Raw genomic sequence first — 14,536 nt, 5'->3', positions numbered from 1 at the left:
ACTCCCGATGATGTGCTTCTGATCATCGAAGTGGCCGATACATCGGCAGCGTATGACCGAGAGGTGAAGTTGCCGCTCTACGCTCGCGCCGGCATCCCGGAAGTATGGTTAGTGAACCTGCCAGACGATCAGGTTGAAGCTCATTCACAGCCTGTGAGCGGAACTTATCAAATCGTCAAGACCGCTGGGCGCGGTGAATCGCTGGCAATGACGTGTCTGCCTAATCTAGTGCTCGGCGTAGACGAAATTCTTGGCTGAAGCACAGGATTTCGATTTGCAAGCCCTGTGTCACCGTGCCGCACAAGTGGCCGATTGCTCCCATGAATAATGCGTTCTTCACTCCACACACCTTGTGACGCGTCACCCTGTCCCGCAAGTGGCCGATTGTTCCAAGGCACACACCCACTCGGCGCCTGTTGAATACAACGGCGATGCCGCGCGCGCGACGGCTTGTTGAAACGGCTCCGCCCAGTAGTGAAGATGATCGGTGAGAAATCGCCGGTATGCATCGCAGGCGAGCTGCGCTTCTTCGTGCTTGCCAGCATAGGTAGCGAACGCAATCTTCAGGGCCAGATACGAGAGGAACCCCAGCTCGATTGACATGTGGTCAGGCGTCTCGGCAGGCGCATTGGCTGGGCTGTAGGCAAACGCCCGGTAGAAGCCGGCAATGTCAGCGATCACTGGCCCACGTCCCGCCAATGCGTTTTCCTCGTACGACGATTCGCAGGCAGGGACGCCGCCCGGCCCCAAGACGCGATGAAACTCGGCTTGCCAACCTTCTAGTGGCATCGTCATAAGCTGACGAGCGCGTTCTTGCTGCTCAGAGGGCAGCTCGCTAATCAGCGCTTGAAGTTCGCTATACGACTGGGGCGTCGGCGACTGAAACAACAACGACAAGAATCGCCACGTTGCCGCTACCTGGAGCCACCGGCGGATTTGAGCCTCATTGTTGACATCATTGTTGACGGCCATTGTTCCTTCAACACGAACCCTTGCTGCTGAATCGCCCAACGTCGAAACGGTTGTCTCATCGTGAATGGTCATTGGTCTTTCAACACGAATGGAATCCAGCCGGAGCGCATCTTGCGCGAGCCGGTGTGTTGCTTGGCGCCGTCCCACACGGCGAAAGCGATGTAGGTTCTCTTGCCAACTTCCAAATCGCCAAGCTCAGCGCCGCCGCGTATCGGACGCGCAATCGTGGTCGTCCAGCGGCCGCGCGTCCAGAGGCCACGACCGGCCGATGGCTGATTGGCGCTCGGCGTCGTGTGGCCGAAGCCTTCGGCCATCAGCACTTGAACAGGGCTGGCATTGGGTCGCGCCAGAATCGGATTGCCTGCCGCTTTGGCTGGCGCATAGCGTTTTTCCATCTCGTCGCGCGCGGCGGCGTTGGCTTCAAACGGATAGTGGTCGCTCGTTGCGTTTGGATAGAGCGTCGCAATGCGATCGCCTCGGCCGGCTTGCGCCCGCTCGTCGTCATCTTGCCAGACGGCCTTCCAGTACCAAATCCGCACGCCTTTGCCCTTCTCGCCCATCGCAGCATCAGGAACATCGGCGCCCGCTTGCAAAGGAAATTGAATGGCAACGGCGTCAGAGCTTGCGCCGGGTTGCGGAATAAGATTTTGCGTGGCGTCGTCCCACTCCAGGCGAAAGGCCAGCCAATCGTTATTATGCAAGGCGCGAACTTTGATGAGCGAAATGCCCGGCTCCATCATTTTAGGCTCAGCCACATCCTGAACCATGAGTTTGGCCGGATGCTCCGGCGCGTCGTTCCAGAGCTTCGCGTTGGGGTCTTCGACCGGCAGCGGCCCGGTTATTTTCACGGCAGACACTTGCTGCGTATCAACAGCGGTGCGTGCGCAACCGGCGAGCGCCACGATCACCATCACCATCATTGGGACAATCTTGTTGCTCATAGGATCACTCCTGTCCATCCGCAATTGGCAATCGAACTATGTCGTATTGCTTCGCATGATCTGATAGAGGCGATCCTGAGCCGGACGGATGTGAACCGGTTCGTAGATCGGCACTCTGGCAAATTCCTTCTTGTTGTCGTCGAGCGCGATGGCCATATCGCCGACGATCTTGAAAAACGGGATGGTGCGCTCGGTCGAACCAAACAGCGCGAACAAGCCTTGAAGCGTTTTGTCGTCCTTGGCATTGCGATAAGTGCGCACGGCCGCCGGCGCATCGGGTCCGAACATCTGAATGAGGAAGTGATCAGGCACGTTGATGGGCGGCACATAGTAGACGTTCGGCTCCAATCCGAATTGTGGATAGAGCGGCAGCGCCAGTTTTCGCACATGCACCAGATAATCAATCGGATTATCTTCGCGGGCCTTGTCGGGCGTGCTGATCCACCCTTGCAGCCGAATCTTGCCGATGCAATTGACGAAACACTGTGGTTGAATCCCCTGTTCGATCTTGGGGAAGCACCCGATGCACTTTTCACTGGTGCCGGTATGGGGATTGAAGTAGACCTTACCGTAGGGGCAGCCCTTGACGCATTCCTGATAGCCACGGCAGCGTTGCTGGTCAATCACGACGATGCCGTCTTCCGGTCGCTTGTAAATGGACGAGCGGGGACATGACGACAGGCAGGCTGGGTAGGTACAGTGATTGCAAATGCGCGCCAGATAGAACATCCAGGCCTGTTGCGGCAAGCTGAGCCAGCCGCCACGTTCGACGGCGCCGGCAATCTCGTCCTCGCCGACGTTGGGATAGCAGTAATCTACTTGCTCGTGCGTTGAGTTGAGCACGCGCTCGCCAGCGGGCGCTGCCTCAAAAATCGTGCGACCCGTATAGGTCTTTCCTTCCCACGTTTGTGGGCCGAGCCGCTGGAGTAACTGGACGTCCCAGGCAAGTGGATAGCTGCCGTAAGGTTTTGTTTCAACGTTGTTCCACAGCATGTATTCTTGTCCACGTCCGCTCGTCCAGGTCGTTTTGCAGGCCAGCGTGCAGGTTTGACACTCAATGCACTTGTTTATATCGAACACCGCGCCGAACTGACGTTGCGGGCGATGCTCGGAATACCAGTAACTCATCGTGCGGCCAATTTGCCAATTGTATACGCGAGGCATAATCTTATCGCTCCTTCGTCGTGATGAATTCGCCGTTGAGGAATTTTTTCATCGCGTCGCTTTCATAGCCGGGTCGCAAGCCCAGTTGAGCCGGTCGCCACAAGCCTTGACCACCGAGGCCACCCGGTTCAGCGCGCGTGATCTTGACAATTGCTTCGCGCGGCGCGCCTGTCGGACAGTGCGAATCCGGCAAGAATCCCTGGCCCATTGCATGTCCCATCAGCTCCTTGCGCGGCAGCGAATCGGTCATCAACGTCGGTTTCAACCAGCCGCGTGTCGCGCTCTGATGAGAGCCGCCGCGAAACATCGCCTGATAATTCGTGTCAGGATTCTTGGCTAAGCCATCGGGCCGCGACTCAGCGCCTTTGACGCTGCCTGGCGTCGCAGCGTACATGTTGAACCACATGCGCGTCACGCCGCGCGGCGTGCCCGGATAGTAACGCGCGCGACACAAGAGTCGAGCGACTTTGTAGGCGGGATCGCCCTGCTTCCATCCGCGATACGGACGATCCGACGGATCAGAGTCAATCCAAACGTAATCGCCGTCCTCAATGCCCAGTTCTTTGGCATCGGCTGGGTTGATGTCAACGTACCCTTCGGTGACAAACGGCATGCGCTTGTCATGCCGATAGAGATCACCGAATGGGCCGAACAGCACCGCAACCATGTCGGTATCTATCGGCGTGGTGTGTGAGCCATGCCGGTACTTGGGCGTGTGAAAGATGAACCGATAACCATCCTTGGCCAGCGGATGCTGCGTCTGCGCCACCACCGACCACGGTTTGACGATATTGCGCACCTGACGGGTTTCACAAGATAGATCGTCTGCATCCAGGCCATACACGCTCGGCTCCTCGTGCTTGAAGCAGGGATGCGGAGCGCCAACGATCACGTTCGGCTCATAGAATGTTGAATCCACCGGCTCACGGTAAACCGGTAGGTTTTCGCCATAGGCGATGAATTCATCTTCGTCGCGATAGAATTCGAGCCGTCCGCTCTTGGTATACCACGGCTTCGAGTCTTGAATTTGCTCGTAGCCACCAGTGCGCGGCGCGGTGCGAGCCAACAGCAGCGCCGGAACGCCTTCTTTAGCCTTGGCCTCCAGCTCAGCGAACTGATAGCCCTTGGCGGAAGAACTGGCATTGATAATGCGTTGCAGGTAGACATCGGCGCGGCCTTCCCGAATGAATTTGAAGTAATCGTTGAATCGCGCATCGCCGGTGATCTTGGCCAGTTTCTCGGCCACCATGGCGACGACCTCTCCGTCACCGCGCGTATCAAAGATGCGCGGCAGCGGCGTGCGGGGAAAGATTTGCAAAAACGGATTCGTCACCGATGCCGTCATGTCGGGCTGCTTCATCTCAGCCCACGAATCAACGGCAAACACGATGTCGGCGTATTCGCACGAGGTGGACCACCACCATTCGTTGACGGCGATCATTTCGATGCGCGGCAGCACGTTGTTGACGACGTTGTAATGCCACTTCACATTGCCGAGAATCGAATTGGCATTGGCGAACCAGAGCGATTTAGTCGGCGTCGGCATGTGTCCTTTGCCAGTGAACATTCTGTTGCCGACTTTCAACGGGTGATCTTCGTGGTTGTAATAATGCGCCGATTCGGGTCGCCAGTATTGTTTCGGGCGAGACGGTTTGGCGGGGTCCAGCTCGATGTCGAACGGATTCTCCATCATGTACTGCGGCAACCCATTGAACAGCGCAATGCGATAGTTGCCGGCATAGCTGCCGATATTGCCGCTCAGATGGCCGATATTGTTGGTCAGCGCAGCCATGAGAAATTGTGTTCGATCCTTCAGATCGTTGTTGAAGAACTGATTCGGTCCCATGCCGACGGCGATCAGCGTTTGGCCCTTGGCTTGGGCGATTTGTCGCGCCAGATGTTCAATGGCCTCTTTGGGTGCCCAGGTCATCTGCTCGGTCGCGCTCGGCGAGAAGTTCTCCATGATATATTGCTTGACCAGGTCGAAGACGGGTCGGCAAGCGACTTGTTGGCCGTTAGCCAGTGTGACCTGGTACTGGCCTTCCAGCGCCGGATCGAGCTGTGCTTTGTCAAAGTGCGCGCCGACCATATCGCGCGTCAGCCGGACCGGCGCGTTCTTGGCGCGGTCCCAGATCACGGCGTCGCCCCACTGTTGGCGCAACGCGGCTGGTATGAATTGTCCTTGTTGCATGCCTGGCGGTGGCGGCGCTTGCCCCGGAGGCAGCACGGTCGTGAAGTTCGTCAACGGAGCGAGCGGTTCAGCATTGGGCAAATCGGCCGCGCGAAGCAGTTTCAACGTGTCCATGCGCACCAGCAGCGGCAGATCAGTGAATCGCTTGACGAAGGCCTCATCGTAGAGCTTGTCTCGAATGAGCACATGGCAAACGCCTAAAGCCAGCGCCGGCGTCGCGCCGGGGCGCACGATGATCGCCTCATCAGCTTTGTTGGATGTGGCCGCGTACTCGCAGGCGATGACGATGACTTTGGTCCCTTTCAGTCGCGCTTCGGTGAGCCAGTGCGAATCGGGCATTTTGGTGGTAATCCAGTTCATGCCCCAGACGAGCACGAGCTTCGCCCGCTCGACTGCATGCAAATCGAATTCGACGGTTTGCGTCCCCGTGACCATTGTATGGCCCGGCGGCAGATCGGTATGCCATGAATAGTTATCCCAACCACGCCCGCCAAGCGCCTGATCCGGCCCGACGCCACGAATCTTGCTGTCCATCAAGGCAAGCGCGCCGGCCAGCCGATAGAGCGCCATCACTCGCGTCACGCCGAGCAGCGGCATGCCGCCGCGAAACTTCAAACATTGCGTGCCGGCGCCCTTCATCGCGGCGATGGACTCCTGCTCGTAATGTTGAGCGGCCAGCTTGCGCGCGCCATCTGGGCCGCTATAGGTCACGGCAATGTTGTGCAACGTGCGCGCGACGATGTCAGCGGCTTCGTCCCAGCCGATCTTTTCCCAACTATCCCAGCCGCGACGAAAGTATTTCTCCGGCGGCTTGCCATCCCGGTCGCGCGGGAATCCGCTCTCGACCCACTCTTTGAATCCCTTGCGAATCATCGGGTAGCGCACACGGCGGTCGCCGTAGAACCGACGCGTCAGCGCCAATCCTTTCTGACAACACCGCGGGTCCCACCGATGCGAAGTCCTATTGCCATAAATGTCTTCAGCCTCGCCATACCGCATCGTCGGACCAATCCGCACCACGACGCCGTTGCGCACGTATGCACGCAGCAGACAGTTATGCGTATCATTCGGCGCACACAAAAAGACAAATGAATCGTCCACCTTGAATAAATCACGGTAGACTTTCTCCCAATCGCGATTCGGGTAGTGCGCAAGCGGATTGCTGACTGATTCCAGCGCCCACGCTTTGCTCACGCTAGCCACCAGCGCGCTGAAGCCCATTGCCGAAGCAGCTTGTAGGAAATTGCGTCGGTCCATAATCATTCCCCCTTTCATTGCTCACCAAAGCGGGGTCGCAGAGCATGAGGTCCTAAAATCGCTCTTATTCCCCTCTGTCTCCATGCCGTATGGTTGGTGACCAAGTTTGTCATGGTATCTGTAATCATCCTTTCTTTGGCAGCCACAGTGTCGGCTACCATTGACGTCATCGTCCGAGCTGCTCGCGCACAAAAGCAGTGATGTCCAGAACCTCGTTTGGCGCGAGCGTCGAATAATTCACACTATCGCGTCCGAAGGCCGGCATCGGCGTGCCGGCGCGTCCACGCACAATGGTGGCGGCAATATATTCACGCGTTGCTGCCTTCAGGAACCCCGCATTGGCCAGTGCAGGACCCAGTTTGCCGGCGCCGCCTTCACCATGACAGCCGGCGCAGTTTTTCAGGTAAAGCATCTTGCCGGAAGCGGCGTCTCCTGACCCGATGCGCCATGATGCTCGTGATCCCGCGACGATGGGAAGCGCCGTTACATAATCAAGCAAGGAGCGGAGCGTCACTGCATCATAGCCGGTGTATTGGGGCATGGCGGTGTTGGCCACACCTTGAGTCAGCGCCCGATAGGCCTCGGCCCGACGCCCGCGAATGCGGCTATCAGCCGTCGCCAGCGGCGAGCCCAATGGCGTCCCTTCGCCAGCGCGGCCGTGGCAGGCTGCGCAATCGTTCTTATAGGTCTGCTCACCGATGCTGCGATTTGATGCGGCCTGCTCAACAGCAGCGAGTGAAGGAGGCTGTGGTTGCCGCGCGCGTAAATACTGAATCAATGAGCTGATCTCTTCTTGCGTGAGGCTGCCGCCGGCGGCTCCCAGAGCCGGCATCTTTCGTCCGGGACGACCGGTTTTCAGCGTGCTTTCAATGAATGTATCGGTAGCCACATCGAGAAAATCAGCCTGCCCAATAGCAGGAAATCGCACGTCCAGTGAGCCGTAGTTTTTGCCTTCGCCGTTGCTGCCATGACAGGCGCTGCAATAGGCGCTGAAGACTTGCTCGCCCGACATCGGCGCCGGCTTCTCTTTGAGCACGTCGCGCCGCACGCGCTCCTTGGGCATGTAGGCAGCGGGCAGCTCGCGGCCACGCAGAAACAGGATGTAGGAGGTCAACAGTTCAATCTCGCGGTCGCTGAGCGCCTGCGCGGGCATCTGAGAACCGGGAACAATGCCGACAGGATCACGCAAATGATGACGCATGTAATTGACGAACGTCCGCTCGCCGGGCACGCGCTCGAAGTTGAGATCGCCAACCGGCTTTCGACCGACCGCATCCAGCGCCGGTCCCTCATCGCCGCCGCGCCCGCCGATCTTGTGACAACCCAAGCAGCCGCGCTCCATCGCCACTGCTTGCGCTTCAACAATGCGCGCGGCGCCAATGCGCGTGTTCAAGTAGGCGTTGATCGTGGCCACATCCTCCGGCGCAATCTCGCCGTACCGGGACGCCCACAAGCCAGATCTATCTTTGGCTTGCTCGGCCAAGTGCCACGGGTGCCAATCGGCACGGTAGCCTTTCAGGCCAACATAGCTTAGGTCTGACGCCGAGCCGCGCCCGCGCCCGTCCATGCGATGGCAGCTTAGGCAATCGAGGCTTTCAACGAGCAAGCGGCCACGCTCCAATTGCCGACGCGACACCAGCGGAGCTTCAGTGTGGCAGGTACCACAACCGGCCGAGAGATGCTCAACCGGCAACATCTGCTCATCCCAGAATGAGACGAATCCGTGCGCTGCCTCTTTTGTTGTCGCGCGGCCTTGTCCGCCATGACAGACCGTGCACCCAAATTCCTTCGGATCATGCGCCACCGGCGGATGGGCGCGAAACAGCCGTTCGCTCTCCAGCGGCGCTGCTTGCCCCATGCCAAGATGACACGTCACACAGCGGTCAGTGACGCCCAGTTGCGGTTTCCAGATTTGTTGAATGGCGATCGGAATGGTCGCTGCGCCCGTTTGTGTGGCGAGCGTGTTGTAACGTTTCTGCACACTGCGCCACTCGGCAAAGTACGGCCGCAACGGAGCCACAGCCAGCACGATTACAAAGAGCGAGCTGAGCAGCGCAAACAGGCGGAGCATCCGTCCCGGTTGTAGATTCTGCGGATTGAACGATTCATCAGCCATATCAATAGATTCCATCACGCCACGGCAGCGTCCATTCCCAGCCGGGTCCTCGGAAGAATGTGCCGATGACCGTCAGGGCGACGCTGGCTAGGAGGAACCAGAGGAAAATCCAAAACGCTAAACTACGGTCGCCAAGCCAGGCCACCAGACCTGCCGACGCAGGCCGCACCGCCGGCAGCGTCATCAACAGCGCGACCGCCCATAGCGGAATCACAATCGGCCAGACCGGATGAGCGCCGGTGAATAGAAAGACCACCGATAACACAGCGACCGTCAACCAGAGATATTGCAGCTTGCGCGTCCTTCGCTCGCGCCAAAACGCCTCGCGCTTCAGATTGATGTTGAAATAGGGTATGACGACCAGCGCCACAATCACCAAGGCCGGCAATAATACGCCCGACACCAACGGCGGATAGTAGTGCAACAGCTCCTGCAAGCCGAGGAAGTACCACGGCGCTTTCGCTGGATTGGGCGTCTTTTGCGGATTCGCAATTTCCTCTAGCGGCGCGTCAAAGAAGATAGCCAGCACAACCAGAAAGAGCGACAAACTGACCAGCGCAATCCCCTCGCGCAACAACAAGTGTGGCATCGTCATGACCATCGGTTCGTCGGTGGCATCCACCGGCGGACGCTGATCCGCTTGGACGACCACCAGTCGAATCGGCGCTTGACGCGCATTATCATCAACATCGAGAAGATACTGTGGATGGGCGCGGTTCATGCTTCCACCTCCATAGTTGCTGAAGCGAATGCCAAATCCAAAACAAAGCTCGATGCCCAACATCCAAAAACGCTAACGTTCAGGAGGGCTCGCTCACTTGAAGCGGCAGCGTGTTCCGGATTTCGGACTTCGGATTTCCCTCATGGGGCGGTTCGCCCAGATAAATGCCCCCATCTTTGCGCACGCGCCAGATGTGCACCGAGAGCAATACAATCAAAGCCAGCGGCAGCACGACACAATGCAACACATAAAATCGCAACAACGCATTTTCATTGACCTGCGTGCCGCCCAACAGCAGAAACTTGATATGGTGGCCGAGCCACGGCACAGCGTCAGCCATGTTTGTTCCCACCGTTACGCCCCAGAAAGCCAGTTGATCCCACGGCAAGAGATAACCGGTATACGAGAGCAAAATCGTCAGCACAAGCAAGAAGACGCCGATGACCCAATTGAACTCGCGCGGCGGACGATAAGCTCCGGCAAAGAAAACCCGCACCATGTGCAACATCACCAGCGCAACCATCGCGTGCGCGGCCCAGCGATGCAGATTGCGCAGAAATGGGCCCATGTAGACGACATATTGCAAATCTTTCATGTCTTCATACGCGCGCGGCACCGACGGGTGGTAGTAGAACATCAAAAACACACCCGTCACCACCAGGATCATAAATGAGGCCGCCGCCAATCCGCCCAGATAAAATGTCCGCGTAAACGCGATGGCCCGCACGTTCACTTTGACCGGATGAATGTGCAAAAAGAAATTGCCAAACACAGCCAGCGAGCGATTGCGATTGGTGTCGGCCAACCCGCGTCGGACAATCGAGCGAAACACGCGATTGCGTGCTAATGCCTCTTTCCATGATGAGTGTGTTGCCGTTGATTGAGCCATACGTTACACCTTCAAAATCGTATCCGGGTTGACGGTCTTCGCTGCATCCACCACCAAGACGCCCTGCTCCAATGTCAGTAGCAATCTGGGCAACGGCTTGGGCGCAGGCCCGACGGTCACCTGACCATCGGTGGAAAATCGGCTGCCGTGACAGGGACAAAAGATGCGGTCGTTCTCTTTTTCGTAGCGCGTCAAACAACCCAGGTGCGTGCAGACCGCCGACATGGCAACAAACCCATTGCGGTCGTGAAAGACGTAAATCTTTTGCTCCGGCATGGCAATGAGCGTGCCAACGGGAATCTCCTCAGGCTTGCCAACGCGATAGCGCGTCTGTTCTTCAAAGAGCACTTCGGGCCACATGAAGCGCACGGCAGTGATCGCTGTGCCGAGCGCGGCCACGGCCATCGCGCCGCCACCCAGCCAACCGAGAAATTCACGTCGGCTCAGTTCTTCATCATCGAGTGGCATCTTCAAATCGTCAATCAGTGGCATGTTGCTCTCTCCTGTAGAACCGGCCGCAAAGAGGCCGAATCTCCTCGGTGCGTGTGCGGCTCTTCACCGATGGCGCATTTGCCTTTTGTTGAGTCATCATAAAATCCTGTCAGCCAGTTGCATGATCTCGGCCTCGTCAGCGCGATAAAATGCCTGCATCGTAATCACACCGGTGGGACAGCGACGGGCGCACAGTCCGCAACGGATACACGCCGTTTCATCTTTGATGAGCGCAGCGCCGTGAGTCGCCTGCAAGATGGTTGCCGGCTCACCGTTTGGCAGTAGCGCCAGCGGTCTGTCTGAGGCAGCGGCAATGCGGATCAGCGATTTCAAATCAATGCACTGTTCGGGACAGACATCCACGCAGCCGCCGCATTGAATGCACTCGGTTCCTTGCACACGTGACGAATCAAAAATCGTATTGACCCAGCAATGGAGGCAGCGTTTCCCTTCGGCCATCGCTTCTTCTTCCGAGAGGCACAGCTCGACTTCTTCACGCGCCTGTCTTCGCTCAATCGGCAGCACCGGAACGCGACGACGAGGGATTGTCTCATAGTCGCCGCGAGCAAACGGATGATCATATCCGAACGTGGGAAACACGCGAACGGCGTATTGTGTGGGCGGGTCTGTGCGACCGGTCAAATAGGTGTCAATGGATTTGGCCGCGCGTCGCCCGTCGGCCACGGCAGAGATGATGATGCGAGGACCGAAGGCCACGTCGCCACCGGCAAACACGCCCGGCGCCGACGTGGCCAACGTCTGCGAATTCACCACCACCGTTTGTTGCGGCGTGATCTGCAAACCATGCTCCTCGCCAAGAAAGGAAAGGTCGGCAATCTGTCCGATGGCGATGATCACGGTGTCGCAAGGAATTTGCTTCTCAGACCCCTCGATGAATTCCGGCGCAAATCGCCCTTGCTCGTCAAAGACGCGGGCCACGTCAAGGGTCTCCAGCGATGTCACGCGCCCGTTGCCCAGAATCGCTTTCGGCCCGCGCCGATGAATGAGGCGGATGCCTTCCAACGAGCCTTGCTCGATTTCTTCGGGGTCGGCGGGCATCTCGTCGCGCGATTCCAGCGTGACCATGGTGACTTTGCGTCGCAACACGCGAGCTGCTGCGACGGCCGCATCTACAGCCAGATTGTGGTGCTCTTCATCAGGCAGCGACGTTCCCCCAAAACGCCGCGCCGCCCGCGCCGCATCAAAGGCAACGTTGCCCCCACCCACAACCAACACATTTTGGCCGATGTCCAGTGGCACGCCCAGATTGAGATTGATCAAAAAATCCAGAGCCGTCAGAACGCCCTTCTTCTCAGCGCCGGGAATTTTTAGGATTTTGCCTTTCCGACAGCCCGTGGCCAGAAAAACGGCGTCGAATTGCCGGCGAAGTTCGGCAAAGCTGATGTCCACACCGATGTCAACGCCCAAGCGAAATTGGACGCCGAGAAAGCGAATGAACTCGATCTCTCGATCCAATAACAGGCGCGGCAAGCGGTATTCGGGAATGGCAAGCCGCATCATGCCGCCGGCCACCGGCGCAGCATCAAACACCGTTACCGCGTGTCCCATCAACGCCAGGTCATGGGCGCACGACAGTCCGGCCGGCCCCGAACCGATCACGGCCACCCGGCCCGGCGTCGGCGCCGGCGGGCGAGGCCGCTCAACCACCTGCAGAATCTCTTCAAATGAACACGCGCTCTCCACGCCATACCGCTCATTGACAAACCGCTTCATCGCGCGAATAGCAATCGGCTGATCCAAGTACCCGCGACGACAAGCCGCTTCACACGGATGGGCGCAGACGCGCCCGCACACCGAGGCCAGCGGATTCGGACGACGCGCCAGCAAATAGGCCTCACGAAACCGTCCTTGCGCAATCAAGCTGACATACCCGCCGGCATTGGTGTTGACCGGGCAGGCGGCGCGGCACGGGAAGTTACTCTCCAGATAGCGCAGATTCAGTCCATCGCGCCCTTCCCACCAGGAGTTCCACTGCTGCTGTCTCAGCTCGGTCATCATGACGTGTCTCACTGTCGGTCAACGTGTGCGTGGCGGCCGACTCTCACAGACTCGTTGCTGAACCGTTGCTGTTATCTGTGCAATTCGCTGGCCGACTCGCACGACGCTCTCGGCAGGCATGCGCTCTTCAAATAACGCAAACAATACCCGCTCTTCTTTCCGAATGTGATCGTGCAGTAGCTCACCAAAGCGGTGGAGCAACGCCGATGAAGCTGTCGCTGTGGTCCGGCGCAAACGCTCGATGATCGCAGCCATCTGCTGATGTTCGCGTCGCAACTGATCAATGATCAACAGGCTACCCAATTGCTCTTCCATTGCCGGGAAGAGCGCCTCTTCTTCAGCGGCGAAATGCGGCGTCAGATCATGGTCGAAGAACTCAATCAGCTCGCGCGCGAGCGCAGCCGTTGCGGCTGACCGATTCGGGTCATCCTCCGGTTGCTGCCGCAATCGCCGACTCATCACCAACCCATGATGGTGCTGGTGCGAAAGCGGGATTAAGCTTTCATGGCGTTTTCTCATGGCGGCTGACGGTTGAACGCCTCGATTATTCCGGGCTCCCTAGTTCTGACGCTCATCATGGAGCGACTGTAAGCTGATGGCTGAGCGTTTCGATTATCCTTTGCTCCCGCTGCTCCATGCTTGCTCTAAGGCGTTAGCCAATTGCTCGTAGCGTTGATGAAACCCATCGCCGAATTCTGAATCAACTTGCTCAAATGCCTCGCCAAGTGCGCGTTGAGATGGCTCATCCAGAACCTGCTCGGCCATACGGAAGAGGATGTTGTCCTCTTTGTAGATATGCTGCGTCAGCAATTCAATATAGCGGTGTCCAACGCTGATGATCTGTTGACCGGCGCTGGCGTCACCCGAGTGATACGCTTCAGCCGCTTGACTGAACTCCTTCACAAGTCCCCGTCCGACTTCGTGTTCATAGAGCATCACACCAATCGGGCCACCCTCGCGCGGAATGCCCCGTTCGACTAACGCAGGGAATAATTGGGCTTCTTCCTTGCCGTGATGGCAACGATCGGCGAACATGCGGAAAAAATCAATCAAACTGGATAATGCCTCCGAAGGAATCCGTTCGTTCTGTTCCATTCGTTGGCAAATGCCATCGAGCGCGCCGAGCGCTCGCTCGATCACGCGATGCTCACTTTTGAGCATGTCAATCGGGTGTTTCATATCGTTCTCCTCGCGGCACGCCTTTGAGTAGCAGCAACAACATCACAACAGGAGTTTTTGCATAAAGGCTGTGCGGCAGATGCGCCGGCATGTGCACCCAAGCTCCAGCAGAAACTTCTAGCGGCTCGTTGCCCAACGTTAATCGAGCATCTCCCTGAAGGAAATGGAGCATGGCCGGCACGGCTGCTGTGTGTTCTGAAAGTTCCTGCTCGGCATCAAACCCAAACAAGACAACCTTGACAGAATCGTCGGCATAGACCGTGCGACTTAACGTACCTCGGCTGGGAATGTCAATCTGCTCAAGCAAATTGGCGATGTACGTATACGCCCCCATTGTACCACCTCATGGATATAAGAGAGGTTATTGTGCAACCCTCATGCCAAAAGGCTTGGTGCCCCACTCAAATCCACTCAAGCATTGGCCAAGGCGTCAGTTGTTGGCGCGAGTCGTTGAGAGCGCCAGCGCCGGACGCTGTGGCATAAGCCGCAGTCGCTGCGAATAATGGCGCAGGGTTATTTCTCCACTGAGTTTGTTGGCACGCCGGCGTGGTTGCAGCAGCAGAGTTAACAAAGGGCTGGTCAGTGCCACTGGTCC

13 protein-coding genes are annotated in these 14,536 nt (G+C 57.9%); 1 reads left to right on the top strand and 12 read right to left on the bottom strand.

What is annotated here, in order from left to right; translation table 11 throughout:
• Nucleotides 1-258: Uma2 family endonuclease (locus tag NZ823_17590; protein MCS6806942.1), on the top strand; the 258-nt coding region annotated here is incomplete at its 5' end.
• A gap of 102 nt (nucleotides 259-360) precedes the next feature.
• Here the strand turns inward: NZ823_17590 and NZ823_17585 are convergent.
• The 12 genes from NZ823_17585 to NZ823_17530 all read right to left on the bottom strand — a co-directional run bounded on the left by NZ823_17585 (nucleotide 361) and on the right by NZ823_17530 (nucleotide 14,275).
• Nucleotides 361-1,044, bottom strand: coding sequence for a molecular chaperone TorD family protein (locus tag NZ823_17585; GenBank protein MCS6806941.1), 684 nt, complete (start codon nucleotides 1,042-1,044; stop codon nucleotides 361-363).
• Nucleotides 1,041-1,913 carry an ethylbenzene dehydrogenase-related protein gene (locus NZ823_17580; GenBank protein MCS6806940.1) on the bottom strand — a complete coding sequence of 291 codons (873 nt, stop codon included), beginning with the start codon at nucleotides 1,911-1,913 and terminating at the stop codon, nucleotides 1,041-1,043. Before NZ823_17580 ends, NZ823_17585 begins: the two co-directional genes overlap by 4 nt.
• 36 nt (nucleotides 1,914-1,949) lie before the next feature.
• On the bottom strand, nucleotides 1,950-3,077 hold the full coding sequence (locus tag NZ823_17575) for a dehydrogenase (GenBank protein ID MCS6806939.1): 1,128 nt from the start codon (nucleotides 3,075-3,077) through the stop codon (nucleotides 1,950-1,952).
• 4 nt (nucleotides 3,078-3,081) lie between these two features.
• Nucleotides 3,082-6,525, bottom strand: a complete 3,444-nt coding sequence (locus NZ823_17570) for a molybdopterin-dependent oxidoreductase (protein ID MCS6806938.1) — start codon at nucleotides 6,523-6,525, stop codon at nucleotides 3,082-3,084.
• Nucleotides 6,526-6,691: 166 nt separating this feature from the next.
• Nucleotides 6,692-8,656 carry a c-type cytochrome gene (locus NZ823_17565; protein ID MCS6806937.1) on the bottom strand — a complete coding sequence of 655 codons (1,965 nt, stop codon included), beginning with the start codon at nucleotides 8,654-8,656 and terminating at the stop codon, nucleotides 6,692-6,694.
• On the bottom strand, nucleotides 8,643-9,362 hold the full coding sequence (locus NZ823_17560; GenBank protein MCS6806936.1) for a hypothetical protein: 720 nt from the start codon (nucleotides 9,360-9,362) through the stop codon (nucleotides 8,643-8,645). Before NZ823_17560 ends, NZ823_17565 begins: the two co-directional genes overlap by 14 nt.
• Nucleotides 9,363-9,441: 79 nt before the next feature.
• Complete coding sequence (locus tag NZ823_17555) at nucleotides 9,442-10,251, bottom strand: cytochrome b N-terminal domain-containing protein (GenBank protein ID MCS6806935.1); 810 nt, start codon at nucleotides 10,249-10,251, stop codon at nucleotides 9,442-9,444.
• A gap of 3 nt (nucleotides 10,252-10,254) precedes the next feature.
• Nucleotides 10,255-10,743, bottom strand: a complete 489-nt coding sequence (locus NZ823_17550; GenBank protein MCS6806934.1) for a ubiquinol-cytochrome c reductase iron-sulfur subunit — start codon at nucleotides 10,741-10,743, stop codon at nucleotides 10,255-10,257.
• Nucleotides 10,744-10,839: 96 nt separating this feature from the next.
• Nucleotides 10,840-12,762: an FAD-dependent oxidoreductase gene (locus NZ823_17545; GenBank protein ID MCS6806933.1), complete on the bottom strand. Its 1,923-nt coding sequence runs from the start codon at nucleotides 12,760-12,762 to the stop codon at nucleotides 10,840-10,842.
• An 18-nt stretch (nucleotides 12,763-12,780) separates the two neighbouring features.
• The gene (locus NZ823_17540; protein MCS6806932.1) at nucleotides 12,781-13,281 is read right to left on the bottom strand and encodes a hemerythrin domain-containing protein; all 501 of its coding nucleotides are present in this window, start codon (nucleotides 13,279-13,281) and stop codon (nucleotides 12,781-12,783) included.
• 93 nt (nucleotides 13,282-13,374) lie between these two features.
• Nucleotides 13,375-13,941: a hemerythrin domain-containing protein gene (locus tag NZ823_17535; GenBank protein MCS6806931.1), complete on the bottom strand. Its 567-nt coding sequence runs from the start codon at nucleotides 13,939-13,941 to the stop codon at nucleotides 13,375-13,377.
• Complete coding sequence (locus NZ823_17530) at nucleotides 13,925-14,275, bottom strand: cupin domain-containing protein (GenBank protein ID MCS6806930.1); 351 nt, start codon at nucleotides 14,273-14,275, stop codon at nucleotides 13,925-13,927. The genes NZ823_17535 and NZ823_17530 overlap by 17 nt, the downstream gene beginning before the upstream one ends.
• Nucleotides 14,276-14,536: the final 261 nt, after the last annotated feature.

It is taken from the genome of Blastocatellia bacterium, assembly GCA_025054955.1.
In the GTDB taxonomy this organism is placed as follows: Bacteria; Acidobacteriota; Blastocatellia; order HR10; family J050; genus JANWZE01.
This window is presented reverse-complemented; position numbering and strand designations above follow the sequence as displayed.